Below are 13,546 nucleotides of genomic sequence, written 5' to 3'. Positions count from 1 at the left end.
ACCATATAGTATGGCAAGAGATAAAAATACAACTGTTTCGAAATTCGATAAAATTTCAATAGGGTTAGCTTCCCCCGAGTCCATTTTGGCGGCTTCTCGAGGAGAGGTTTTAAAACCAGAAACGATTAACTACCGTACACACAAGCCCGAAAGAGACGGATTATTTTGTGAACGTATTTTCGGACCTGTAAAAGATTATGAATGTGCTTGTGGAAAATACAAACGCATTCGTTATAAAGGGATTGTTTGCGATCGTTGTGGAGTAGAGGTAACTGAGAAAAAGGTACGTCGTGATAGGGTAGGGCATATCAATTTGGTGGTGCCAATTGCTCATATTTGGTATTTCCGCTCACTACCCAATAAAATAGGATATTTGTTAGGATTACCATCTAAAAAGATGGATATGATTATTTACTACGAACGTTACGTAGTGATTCAACCAGGTATTGCCAAAGGACTTGATGGAGAGGATATTCAACCGCTGGATTTCTTAACCGAAGAGGAGTACCTAAGCATTATGGAAACTCTCCCCGTTGAAAATCAGTATTTAGAAGATACTGACCCCAACAAATTTGTGGCAAAAATGGGTGCAGAGTGTTTGTTGGATTTGCTCCAGAGGTTGGATTTAGATGAACTTTCGTATGATTTGCGTCACAAAGCGAATAACGAAAGCTCAAAACAACGTAAAACAGAGGCTCTCAAGCGTTTACAAGTAGTAGAAGCTTTCCGTGAAGCGAAAAACAATCGTGAAAATAAACCTGAATGGATGATAATGAAGGTAATTCCGGTAATTCCGCCTGAATTACGTCCGTTAGTTCCGTTAGACGGAGGGCGTTTTGCTACTTCCGATTTGAACGATTTGTATCGTCGTGTGATTATCCGTAATAATCGTTTGAAACGACTTATGGAAATCAAAGCTCCAGAGGTAATCTTACGTAACGAAAAACGTATGTTACAAGAGTCGGTAGATTCGTTGTTTGACAATACTCGTAAATCTTCAGCTGTAAAAACTGAATCAAATCGTCCGCTAAAATCACTTTCTGATTCCCTAAAAGGAAAACAAGGACGCTTCCGTCAGAACTTGCTCGGAAAACGTGTGGATTATTCAGCACGTTCGGTAATTGTTGTAGGTCCTGAATTGAAATTGTACGAGTGTGGGCTTCCTAAAAATATGGCGGCTGAGCTTTACAAGCCTTTCGTTATCCGTAAGTTGATTGAAAGAGGAATTGTAAAAACGGTTAAATCTGCCAAAAAAATTATTGATAAAAAAGAACCCGTAGTTTGGGATATCTTGGATAATGTAATCAAGGGTCACCCAGTTCTTCTCAACCGTGCTCCCACTTTGCACCGATTGGGTATTCAAGCTTTCCAACCTAAATTGATTGAAGGTAAGGCAATTCAGTTGCATCCATTGGTGTGTACGGCGTTTAATGCGGACTTTGACGGTGACCAAATGGCGGTGCATTTACCTTTAGGTCCAGAGGCTATTTTGGAGGCTCAACTTTTGATGTTGGCTTCACACAATATCCTCAACCCAGCCAATGGTTCGCCAATTACTGTACCTTCGCAAGATATGGTTTTGGGGCTTTATTATATGACCAAGGGCAGACGTTCTACACCAGAACATCCCATAAAGGGAGAAGGTTTAACTTTCTATTCTGCTGAAGAAGTCAATATCGCTTATAATGAGAAAAAACTGAATTTGAATGCTTTCATCAAAGTTCGTGTACGCGACTTAGATGAGAACGGAAAAGAAGTGTATAAAGTGTTGGAAACCACTACAGGTAGAGTGCTTTTCAACGAAGTAGTACCCAAAGAAGCAGGTTATATCAATGAGGTTTTAACCAAAAAATCATTGCGTGACATTATTGGGCATATTTTGAAATCCACTAGCATTCCTGTAACTTCTGATTTCTTGGATAAAATCAAGGATATGGGATATAAGTTTGCTTTCCAAGGTGGGTTGTCGTTCAGTTTAGGAGATATTATCGTTCCCCAAGAGAAAAACATTATGATTGAGGAAGCTAACGCTCAGGTAGAGAATATTATGATGAACTATAATATGGGTCTGATTACCAATAACGAGCGTTATAATCAAGTAATTGATGTTTGGACTTCTACAAACTCTATGCTAACTGAACTTGCAATGAAGCGTATTAGTGAAGACCAGCAAGGGTTTAACTCCGTATATATGATGTTGGACTCAGGGGCGAGGGGTTCGAAAGAACAGATTCGTCAGCTTACGGGGATGCGCGGACTTATGGCAAAACCGAAAAAGTCAACTGCAGGAGGTGGAGAAATTATCGAAAACCCAATCTTGTCGAACTTTAAAGAAGGGTTATCTATCTTGGAATACTTTATTTCAACACACGGTGCTCGTAAAGGTCTTGCCGATACCGCTTTGAAAACTGCTGATGCTGGATATTTAACACGTCGTTTGGTAGATGTTTCACAGGACGTAATTATCAATTCAGAAGATTGTGGTACACTTCGAGGGGTTGAAGTTCAAGCACTTAAGAAAAATGAAGAGGTAGTTGAAACTCTAGGAGAACGTGTTTTGGGGCGTGTATCACTTCACGATGTTTATAATCCGTTGACCGATGAATTGATAATTCCTGCAGGAGAAGAAATTACCGAAAAAATGGTGGCTAAATTAAACGAAGCACCTATTGAAACGGTAGAGGTACGCTCGGCACTTACTTGTGAGGCAAAACACGGAATTTGTGCTAAATGTTACGGACGAAATCTTTCTACAGGAAAAATGGTTCAAATTGGTGAAGCTGTTGGGGTAGTTGCTGCACAATCTATCGGTGAGCCAGGTACACAGTTGACTTTGAGAACGTTCCACGTGGGAGGTATTGCAGGAAATATTTCTGAAGAAAATAAATTAGAGGCTCGTTTTAGCGGGGTGCTTGAAATTGATGATTTGCGTGTGGTAAAAGGCGAAGACGCTGAAGGTAATCCAGTAGATGTGGTCATTTCACGTACTTCGGAACTGAAAGTGATTGAGCCTAAATCAGGAATGATACTCAATACGCATAATATCCCTTATGGGGCTCATATTTTTGTAAAAGACAAACAAGAAATCAAAAAAGGAGATGTTCTTTGCCAATGGGATCCGTATAATGCGGTGATTATTTCCGAGTTTTCGGGTAAAATCGCTTACGAAGGTATTGAACAAGGGGTAACTTACCAAATTGAGATTGACGAACAAACTGGTTTCCAAGAGAAAGTAATCGTAGAGTCAAGAAACAAACGTTTGGTTCCTACGCTCTTAATTCAAGATAAATCAGGCGAAACCTTGCGTTCATACACTTTGCCTGTGGGTGCTCATTTGATGGTAGATGACGGAGTTAAAATTAAGGAAGGAAAAGTATTGGTTAAAATTCCGCGTAAGTCAGCTAAATCTGGGGATATTACCGGAGGTTTACCAAGGGTAACCGAGCTTTTTGAAGCACGTAATCCTTCCAATCCAGCCGTGGTGTCCGAAATTGATGGGGTGGTTTCTTTCGGTAAAATCAAGCGAGGAAATCGAGAGATCATCATCGAATCCAAATTAGGAGAGGTACGTAAGTATTTGGTGAAGCTATCCAATCAAATTTTGGTACAAGAAAACGACTATGTACGTGCAGGTATGCCTCTTTCTGACGGCTCTGTAACTCCTGATGATATTTTGAACATCAAAGGACCTTCTGCCGTTCAGCAGTATTTGGTAAATGAAGTGCAAGAAGTATATCGTTTGCAAGGGGTAAAAATCAATGATAAGCATTTTGAGGTAGTGGTGCGTCAAATGATGCGTAAAGTGGAAATTCAAGACCCAGGTGATACTTTATTCCTTGAAGGACAATTGGCTCATAAAGACGATTTTATTGAAGAAAACGATAAGCTATTCGGTAAAAAAGTGGTGGAAGATGCTGGAGATTCCGAACATTTAAAACCAGGGCAAATTGTATCGCTTCGTCAGTTGCGTGATGAAAATTCACTGCTTAAACGTGCTGATAAAAATTTGGTAATTGCCCGAGATGTTATTCCAGCAACGGCAATGCCTGTATTGCAAGGGATTACAAGAGCTTCTCTGCAAACCAAGTCGTTCATCTCTGCGGCATCGTTCCAAGAAACTACTAAAGTGTTGAATGAAGCAGCTGTAAGCGGAAAAGTAGATACCCTTGATGGCTTGAAAGAGAATGTGATTGTTGGTCACAGAATTCCTGCTGGAACAGGTATGAAACGTTATGAAAAGATTATTGTAGGTTCAAAGGCGGAATTGGAAAGCGCCAATGAAAAGAAAAAAACGAAATAATCTATGGAAGATTTAACTCAAAAGGAAGGACAGTTAAGTATTGAATTGGATGAAAAAACAGCCGATGGAGTGTACTCAAATTTGGCAGTCATAAATCATTCGCCTTCAGAATTTGTAGTTGATTTTATTAACGTTATGCCAGGTGTACCTAAGGCTCGTGTAAGAAGTCGGGTAATACTAACTCCTCAACACGCTAAGCGTTTGCTTGGTGCACTTGCTGAAAACATTCAGCGCTTTGAAAAAGCTCACGGAACTATTGTTGAGCAAGAGCAACAATCTGCCATTCCGCTTTTTGGATTGCAAGGAGAGGCTTAATATGTAAGATAAAACCAATAGCGGCTACCTAATTTAGGTAGCCGCTACTTTTTTGAGTAAGGACGAATTTAAAGCTATTGAAAATAGATAATCCTTAAAACGATACAATCACTTTTAATGGAATAATACCTTTATGCATTTACTTCAAATAGTTGAAAATTAATTTTTTATTTAGGTGTTTTACGTTTTTTTTAACTCTAAGGGTATTTAATCTTTGCTCCTTGTCCTCAATTTATTAACTTTGTGGCTCATCAACCAAAAACTGAAAAATGTCTTATGAAACTACAAAAAATATTATTCATTTTTAGCTTGTTAGTAGCTATAAGTTTAAAGGCCCAAACCAATTTGGCTCCGCAAGTAATCCCTTCAATTCAGCAATGGGAAGGAAAAACAGGGTATTTTACTTTTTCTGAAAATACACCGCTTATTGTGGATAAAAATTTCCCACAATTAGAAAGTTATATTTCTGTATTTTCCAACGACTTACAAAGCCTTTACAATTTTAGAACAGCAGTAACACTTGCTCAGGCAAAACCCCAATCCATTTTCTTTACGTTGAGTAGCGAAACAGCAATCCCTGAAGAAGGTTATCGCATCAATATTGATGAAAATATTATCGTAACTGCTTCAAGCACAAAAGGCATCTTTTGGGCAACTCGAACACTTTTGCAGATGCTCGAAAATGGTGGAAATCGTCTTCCAAAAGGAATAATTAATGATTTTCCGATGTATTCTCATCGTGGATTTATGCTCGATGTTGGGCGTAAATTCTTCACTATTGATTATCTAAGAGATTACATCAAAATTCTGTCGTACTACAAAATCAACGAATTTCAAATTCACCTGAACGACAATGGCTTCAAGGTTTTTTATAATGATGATTGGGACAAAACCTATTCGGCTTTTCGTCTGCAAAGTGATGTTTTCCCAGGACTTGCTGCCAAAGACGGACATTATACCAAAGATGAATTTCGCGATTTGCAAAAAATGGGAATGCTTTACGGCGTTAATGTAATTCCTGAAATCGACGTACCTGCTCATTCACTGGCTTTTACGCATTACAAACCTGAAATAGGAAGTGACAAATACGGTAGAGACCATTTGGATTTGTATCATCCTGAAACTTACAAGTTTGTCGATGCTCTTTATGCTGAATATTTGAGTGGAGAAAATCCTGTTTTTGTGGGTGCAGATGTTCATATCGGGACGGACGAATACGACAAAGGCGAATCGGAAAAATATCGTGAATTTACGGACAGATATCTCAAATACATTCAAAAATTAGGTAAAAACGTACGTATGTGGGGCGGATTGCGTTGGCTTAAAGGCGAAACGCCCGTACATTCGGAAAATGTAGTAGTAAATGCTTGGTCGTACGACTGGGTTAACCCTGAACTTTCACTCAAAGAGGGCTACAAACTCATTTCCACCTGCGATACGTGGCTTTATATTGTACCTGCGGCGGGATATTATCGTGATTTTCTTGATGAAAAATGGCTTTATGAAGAATGGACACCCGAAAAAGTTAATCGGAAAGAAACGCTTCCAGAAGGAACAAAAGGGCTTCTTGGCGGAATGTTTGCCGTATGGAATGACCACTGCGGTAATGGCATCAGTCAGCAAGATGTGCATATTCGCACCCTTCCTGCGGTAAAAGTATTGTCAGAGAAAATGTGGAAACGAAACACTTCAGTCAATTTCGATACTTTCAAAAAACTTTCCGACCGAATGGGAGAAGCTCCACAGGTTAATTTAAGCGGAAAAGTGACTTCCAAAACTAATTTGGTGATACATTATGCCCTCAACAGCAAGAAAGAAAGAGATTTGTCCGAAAACGGATATAACGAACTACAACAAAATAAAATCGGCATAAGCAAGAAGGATAACTCTTTAGTTTTCAAATCAGAAGAAAGTTTTATCAAAACACCTATTTTAGAAATCGGATACGATTATCGTGTGGATTTTAATCTATTTTTGAACCCAAAAACAATTGATGATGCAATTCTTTTTGAAGGGCGAGACAGCAAAGTTATTATAAAAAAAGAACGCAATCAGTTCCAAATAGGTTTCAGTCGTGACGGATATACTTACTATTTTGCAGAAAAATTCGATTTTGAAAAATGGTATGAACTCGGAATTTCAGGCGATTACAAAGGAACTTCACTTTACGTCAATGGCAAACAATCCGAACGACTAGAGGGCAAAACATATAGCACTAACAATGGGAAAAATAAAATTTACATTCAGCAAACGCTTGTTTTTCCATTGCAATACATCGGAAGTTCAAACCAAAAAAGTTTTCAAGGAAAAATTAAAAATTTGAAAGTTATTAAATTATAATGTTTTTTAACTACTAACTTTGGTGAATGTTTCCTCAAAAAAATATCTCTCAATTCAAATATAAATGATTTTAGAAAAAGAAATTCAATTTATTTTAACGCTTGATGCGCTAAAAAACGTACAGCGCCGAAATTACATCGCAGACGATTCGCGCAGAGAGAACAGCGCTGAACATAGTTGGCAAATAATGGTTTTTGCTCAAATTTTGTATCCGTATGCCAAAAATAAAGAACGTATTGACCTTGCAAAAGTGGTGCGTATGCTTTCCATTCACGATGTGGTGGAAATTGACGCTGGGGATACTTTCGCTTTTGACGAACAAGCAATGCAAGGCAAATACGAACGGGAATTAGCCTCTGCAAAACGAATTTTTGGAATATTGGACGAACCCTTACAAAGCGAATTTCTCAATCTTTGGTTGGAATTTGAAGCCGCACAAACCCCCGATGCTATTTTCGCTTGTGCCGTAGATCGAATTACTCCTTTTATACTCAATACCCACACTCAGGCAAAAAGTTGGCGAGGGGCTGGCGTTACTGAAGCTCAAATACGTAAAGTGATTGAAAATGCTGTAAAACGCGCTTCTGAAGCCTTAGGAGAAGCCTTTGACGTTTTGCTACAAAAAGCCTTAGAAGAAGGAAAAATTGTGAAATAATCTATTTTTTCTCTTCTTCAGACATAATAAATTCGTTCCAGATACAATCCGTGAAATCAAATGTTATACATTGGTTTTTACGGATTTTTTATCAAATGTTGATAAGTTTGTGCATAAATATTCTTTATTTAAAGATTTATATGTCTTTTATTTGTATAGCTTCGTAGTGTGATAATTCAACTACTAATTTCCTTTCTTATCCTTTGATTAAAGAAAGATTAGTCGTATGTTTTATCACAAAATGCAATGTAATTTTCTGACTATTTCAGAAATTGAATCACTTCCACTAACTATATTTTGCATCGACTTAACCTTTGAATAATCTCATCTGTAAAACGATTTATTATGTCAAAATTCACAAAATTAACGCCCGAACAACTAAAAACGAAATGTAATTTTATTGAGAATTACCTAACATCGCAAAATGCAGCGAGTGGTTCTTTGTTTGATTCTAATGCTAACGTTTCTAACAAAAACATAGCTACGATGGAAGCCGAACTGAATAAAGATATTAATATTCAGGTGAATAGAATGTTGGTTTCACGCAAGATTGCTCAGCTTTTTGGTCAGGATTTAGCCGATGAATACATCAGGCAAATTGAAGAACACGAAATTTATGTACACGACGAAACTAGTCTGAAACCTTATTGCGTGAGCGTTTCGATGTATCCTCTCTTGCTTGATGGACTGTTGAAACTTGGTGGCGAATCCAAAGCTCCGAAGCATTTAGCGAGTTTTTGTGGCTCGTTTGTAAATTTCTTATTTTCAGTATCTTCTCAATTTGCAGGAGCAGTAGCAACCGTTGAATTTTTGATGTATTTTGACTATTTCGCTCGAAAAGACTACGGGAATGATTATCTAAAAACACACACAAAAATAGTAGAAAACGAAATGCAACACGTGGTGTATGCTATCAATCAACCTGCGGCGGCACGTGGTTATCAATCTGTTTTTTGGAATATTTCTTTGTACGACAAACCTTATTTCGATTCGATGTTCGGGAATTTTGTTTTCCCCGACGGAAGTAAACCAATTTATGAATCGCTGGATAAAATCCAAAAATATTTTATGAAATGGTTTAATAATGAACGAAAAAAAGCCATTCTGACTTTTCCTGTGGTTACGGCGGCGATGCTAACCAAGGACAAAAGAGTTCACGATGAAAATTTTGCCAACTTCTGTGCCGAAGAACTTAGCGAAGGAAACGCATTTTTCATTTATCAGTCCGATAATGCCGATTCTCTAGCGAGTTGTTGCCGTTTGCGAAATGAAATTTCGGACAATACGTTCAGTTATTCGCTGGGTGCGGGAGGCGTTTCCACAGGAAGTATCAATGTTATTACCATTAATATGAACCGATTGTATCAAAAAGGGCTTTCTTTGGAAAAAATGATTGATAATATTCATAAATATCAGGTTGCGTATCGTGCTATTATTCAGGATTATAAAGATGCTAAAATGCTTCCCGTGTATGATGCTGGATTTATTTCGCTTGACAAACAATTTCTTACCATAGGAATTAACGGAATGGTGGAAGCAGCAGAATTCTTAGGGTTAAAAATATCTGATAATGAGGAATATAAATCATTTGTCAATAAAAATTTAAAGCTAATTTACGAAAAGAACAAGGAAGCCAAAGCAAAATACGGCTATATGTTTAATACAGAGTTTGTTCCTGCTGAAAATTTGGGTGTGAAAAATGCCAATTGGGATAAATCTGATGGGCTTTTTGTTCCGAGAGATTGCTATAATTCATATTTTTATGTGGTTGAAGATGAATCTGTTAATATAATAGATAAATTCTTTATGCACGGACACGAATATATCCAATTTTTGGACGGAGGCTCGGCATATCACTGCAATTTGGAAGAATATCCAACCCAAGAAGGATTTTTGAAACTACTCAATGTAGCTGCGAAAACGGGTTGTAATTATTTCTGTTTCAATGTAAAAGTAACTTATTGTAATAGTTGTGGTTATATCAATAAACACACCACTGACCATTGTGTAAAATGTCATTCCACCGATGTTGATTACGCTACTCGCATCATTGGTTATTTGAAAAAAGTAAGTAATTTCTCGAAAGACAGACAAAAGGAAGCTCAAAAAAGATATTATGGCAATACTGCGATATAGCGAGTATGATATTGTTTTACAGGAAGTTCCTAATGAAATTTCGCTTTGTTTTACGATAACGGGTTGTCCGTTAGCTTGTGAGGGGTGCCACTCTGAGCATATCTGGAATCCTAATTGTGGACAACCTTTAACGCTTAGTTTGTTGGAAAAACTCATTGAAAAGTATGAGGGAACTATCAGTTGTGTGCTTTTTATGGGAGGAGAATGGAATATTGATCAGCTGCTGAAATTTATTGCAATTGCAAAAGAAAACAATTTAAAAACAGCACTTTACACGGGGTTAAACATCAAGCAGGTAGCTCGAAAATACCCACAATTATTGGAGCGTTTGGATTACATCAAAACAGGCAAATGGATTCCCTCATTAGGCGGACTTGATAGCAAAACCACAAACCAACATCTGTTAGAAATCAAAACGGGAAAAATATTAAACCATTTCTTTCGGAAGGAATAATCCAGCCTTATTTACTAAAAGGAGAAACCTAAATAATTTCAAAGATATACCCCAAAATTAATTTTAACTTTTGGGGTATATTCAAATCGTAGCTTAAGAAAGCTTTTGGTTATACTTTATAAAATAGCGATACACGAAATTTCTACCTCTACGAATTTGGGTAAGTTTGCTACCTGTACTGTTTCGCGAGCAGGGGCTGTAGCATCATCAAAATACTCACCATAAATAGCATTTACTTGAGCAAAATCGTTCATATCGGTTAAGAAAATGGTCGTTTTTACTACATTTTCAAAAGTTGCTCCAGCAACTTCCAAAACCGCTTTTAAGTTTTCCATTACTTGTTTGGTCGCTTTTTCAACGCCTTTTACTACTTCACCTGTTTGAGGGTCAACGGGGATTTGTCCTGAAACGTATAACGTATTTCCCGCTAAAACAGCTTGATTGTAAGGACCTATTGGAGCAGGTGCTTTTTCTGTAAAAATGATTTGTTTTTTCATACGGTTATGTGATATTTATAATTTAATTCAAACGTCGGTCGGGTTCTCGGTTCTTTTCCCATTTTAAATCCGAAAGCATAGATGATTTTATTCCAATAAAGAAATACCACGAGGTTCGGTATCCGATAGGAGTAAAATTAAAACTCATTCTGAAACTATTCAAATCGCGCTCAAAGCGAAGTTGGGTATAAGTAATCCCTTTATTTACAAAATCATATCCGCTAGAAATCCCTACTTGCCATTTTGGGGTAAGCTCTACATTTCCAGAGAACATTATCGAATTATTTGAAATGCGCTTTTCTCGATTATGATTGCTGTAAGTAATGGAATAGGCGAGGTTAAAATCCCACGGAATGGCGGCTTTGTAGAAGGTTTGTCCTTCTTTGTTTTCTTCCTCGTTTTCTTCGTCTTCTTTTGAAGATATTTGGTCTTCCCCTAAGTGTCTTGAGGCTCCAAATAGGTCATCTTTTCTTCCGCCTGAGGCTGTATTATCTTTTGATTTTGATGATTTGTTTCTATTGGAAAACGAATAATTGGTAGATAAATTTGCGTTGGTAAGGCGAAAGAGACTTCCCCCATTCTGAATATTAAATTTTTCCATTTGCCTTCCGTTATTATCAATGCCGTAAGGATTCAAAGTTGCCCCAAAATTCACTCCCATCTTGCCGTCAAAAAATTGTGTTCCTCCAGTCATTGTTACAGGGCTGAATTTTTTAGTAACAAAATTATAACTTGAACTAAAATTCAGGCTATTAAGTAACATAATTTTTTTAGGTTCGGTTTGGGTACTATCTTTTTGTTTTATTTTGGCTTCTAAAGTGTTACTTAACGAAAAACTCATTGCGTTAGATTCCGAAAGACCAGGTGTTCCGTAGATACCTCCTTCAAAACGAGTGTATTGCGAACGTGTTCCGTAGGCATCAGAAACGTAATAATCATAATAATTGTCAAACGAAGGGGTATAACCATAGCTTACCGAGGGGCGCATCACGTGGCGAATGGCTTGTATTTTTGAATCTTTATTGAATTTGAAGGTACCATAGATGGTAGTTCCTAAACTTGTCCCCACGTTGTATGTTAAAAAACGGTCGAATCCATTTATCGTGTCAATAACCGATTTACTTATGGTACTGTTAAAATTGTTTTTACGAATGGTTCGGAATTGCCAAACTTCATTCAATGATGAGTTTACCCCAAGAGTAACGTATTTAAACAGTTTTGTGGTGGTACTCACAGGAATAGAATGTCGTATTCCGTTTTTGGCTTCATCAAACATTTTTTTAGAAAAGAATAGGCTATCGGTAGTAGAAAAACGATTGTCAGCCTGCATACTATATTGAAAATTAAGGCTTTTCAAAAGCCCTTTCTTGGTTTCCCCTCTTTTAGCAAACGGATAAATTCGCTCCATACTGGTACGCAGAGCGGGCAAAGTCATTTCAATGTTTTGTGTATTAGTGTTTTGTGAGTGTGAAGCGGTTACCGAAAGGTTAACTGACGGATAAGCTGGAAATGTTTTGGAATAAGAAATGGATGATGATAATGTATTGTTTAAAAAGTTTGATGTATTTAGTTGATTGTAAGAATCTTGGTAATATCGGCTACTTCCTAAGTTTACTGATGAAGAAAAACTGGAATTAGGATTAGACTTGGCATCTTTGGAGTGCGTCCATTGGATGTTGTACATTTGTGTTCGATTGTAGTCAGGGAATCCTTTTAGGCTGTAAATCAGGTTTTCATAGCGAATATTAAAACTTCCTGAGTACTTGTATCGTTTTTTGTATGATGATTGTCCTTGTAGTCCGTAGCTACCATTAGTATAGTAATCTCCTGTTACAGTAAGGTCCATATTGTCATTCAAAACGAAATAGTATCCTCCGTTTTGTACGAAATACCCACGATTATTTACCTCGCCAAAAGTAGGGAAAATAAGCCCCGAGGTTCGCCCCGAAACCATTGGATAATAGGCAAAAGGAAGTGCTACAGGTGTTGGGATATCCACAATGTACATATTACTAAATCCGGCTACGATTTTTTTATTCGGAACGAATTTGGCTTTGCGCACCAAAATGTAATAATCGGGGTCGTCCAAATCTTCAGCTGTGGTAATGATTCCATTTTTCATAAAATAGGTGGAATCGTTTTCTTTTTTTACCACTTCGGCTTTGATGTTGTTTTCGTCTTGCTTAGTATAAGAATTGCGGATAATAGCCTTTTGGTTTTTGTAATTGAAACGAATAGAGTCAGGCTCTATTACATCACTACCTTGCTTAAAAACAGGGTGTTGCGAATAATTTCCTGCCGAGTCTTTTACTCTTCCTGCAAAAACTTCTCCGATATCATACTTAATGACTTCAATGCCAGCGCTTAGGTCAATATCATTATACTGTACTTGCGTTTGGTTGTACAATACAATTTTGTTTTTTGATTTGTTGATAATGATACTATCCTTTGCCTTATATTTCACGATGTGATCTAACGACGATTTTCGTTTGGGTAAACTATCTTTTTTTAAAGAATCCGTTACTTTTAAGGTAAGTGAGTCTTTTATGGTATCTTTTTTGATAACACGGTTTTGAGTGATGTTTGCTTTGGAATTTTTGTTACTTTTCTTTAAAGTATCAAACAACAAAAAACGCTCGGTACCTTGAAAACCAGTATGTTTTGACGCAAATGACTTGTCGTGCCAAAAACAAGTAATGGTTATCAATAAAACCAGTAGTAAAATAATTTGTTGTTTATGGTTTAGCAAAATAGTAACTTTTTTTATGTTTGAATTAAATTTTTTATGCAAAAATCTTGCTATATTCGCCTTTTGAACGCTGCTTTGATAAGCAATGATTTATTTGCAA

The 13,546-nt window shown here is 37.2% G+C and carries 8 protein-coding genes; 6 read left to right on the top strand and 2 right to left on the bottom strand.

Annotated elements, in window-relative coordinates:
- Positions 1–10: 10 nt before the first annotated feature.
- The 6 genes from rpoC to nrdG all read left to right on the top strand — a co-directional run bounded on the left by rpoC (position 11) and on the right by nrdG (position 10,200).
- On the top strand, positions 11–4,300 hold the full coding sequence (gene rpoC, locus CGC47_RS04205; RefSeq protein ID WP_041913634.1) for a DNA-directed RNA polymerase subunit beta': 4,290 nt from the start codon (positions 11–13) through the stop codon (positions 4,298–4,300).
- A gap of 3 nt (positions 4,301–4,303) precedes the next feature.
- The gene (locus tag CGC47_RS04200; protein WP_013997784.1) at positions 4,304–4,615 is read left to right on the top strand and encodes a DUF3467 domain-containing protein; all 312 of its coding nucleotides are present in this window, start codon (positions 4,304–4,306) and stop codon (positions 4,613–4,615) included.
- Between the two features lie 276 nt (positions 4,616–4,891).
- Positions 4,892–6,955, top strand: a complete 2,064-nt coding sequence (locus CGC47_RS04195; protein ID WP_095900031.1) for a family 20 glycosylhydrolase — start codon at positions 4,892–4,894, stop codon at positions 6,953–6,955.
- Positions 6,956–7,019: 64 nt separating this feature from the next.
- Positions 7,020–7,610, top strand: a complete 591-nt coding sequence (locus CGC47_RS04190) for an HD domain-containing protein (RefSeq protein ID WP_042001605.1) — start codon at positions 7,020–7,022, stop codon at positions 7,608–7,610.
- Between the two features lie 345 nt (positions 7,611–7,955).
- Positions 7,956–9,746 carry an anaerobic ribonucleoside-triphosphate reductase gene (gene nrdD, locus CGC47_RS04185; RefSeq protein WP_095900030.1) on the top strand — a complete coding sequence of 597 codons (1,791 nt, stop codon included), beginning with the start codon at positions 7,956–7,958 and terminating at the stop codon, positions 9,744–9,746.
- Complete coding sequence (nrdG, locus tag CGC47_RS04180) at positions 9,727–10,200, top strand: anaerobic ribonucleoside-triphosphate reductase activating protein (protein ID WP_042001608.1); 474 nt, start codon at positions 9,727–9,729, stop codon at positions 10,198–10,200. Before nrdD ends, nrdG begins: the two co-directional genes overlap by 20 nt.
- A 116-nt stretch (positions 10,201–10,316) precedes the next feature.
- Here the strand turns inward: nrdG and CGC47_RS04175 are convergent, their stop codons facing one another.
- Together CGC47_RS04175 and CGC47_RS04170 are read right to left on the bottom strand one after the other, a co-directional pair.
- Complete coding sequence (locus CGC47_RS04175) at positions 10,317–10,697, bottom strand: RidA family protein (RefSeq protein ID WP_013997779.1); 381 nt, start codon at positions 10,695–10,697, stop codon at positions 10,317–10,319.
- Positions 10,698–10,719: 22 nt separating this feature from the next.
- Positions 10,720–13,446 carry a putative LPS assembly protein LptD gene (locus CGC47_RS04170; protein WP_049782737.1) on the bottom strand — a complete coding sequence of 909 codons (2,727 nt, stop codon included), beginning with the start codon at positions 13,444–13,446 and terminating at the stop codon, positions 10,720–10,722.
- Positions 13,447–13,546: the final 100 nt, after the last annotated feature.

Source organism: Capnocytophaga canimorsus (assembly GCF_002302565.1).
GTDB lineage: Bacteria > Bacteroidota > Bacteroidia > Flavobacteriales > Flavobacteriaceae > Capnocytophaga > Capnocytophaga canimorsus.
This window is presented reverse-complemented; position numbering and strand designations above follow the sequence as displayed.

Coding starts and splice junctions, on each gene's coding strand:
- CGC47_RS04175 (WP_013997779.1), bottom strand. CDS start 10,697: ATGAAAAAACAAATCATTTTTACAGAAAAAGCACCTGCTCCAATAGGT.
- nrdG (WP_042001608.1), top strand. CDS start 9,727: ATGGCAATACTGCGATATAGCGAGTATGATATTGTTTTACAGGAAGTT.
- CGC47_RS04195 (WP_095900031.1), top strand. CDS start 4,892: ATGAAACTACAAAAAATATTATTCATTTTTAGCTTGTTAGTAGCTATA.
- CGC47_RS04200 (WP_013997784.1), top strand. CDS start 4,304: ATGGAAGATTTAACTCAAAAGGAAGGACAGTTAAGTATTGAATTGGAT.
- nrdD (WP_095900030.1), top strand. CDS start 7,956: ATGTCAAAATTCACAAAATTAACGCCCGAACAACTAAAAACGAAATGT.
- CGC47_RS04190 (WP_042001605.1), top strand. CDS start 7,020: ATGATTTTAGAAAAAGAAATTCAATTTATTTTAACGCTTGATGCGCTA.
- rpoC (WP_041913634.1), top strand. CDS start 11: ATGGCAAGAGATAAAAATACAACTGTTTCGAAATTCGATAAAATTTCA.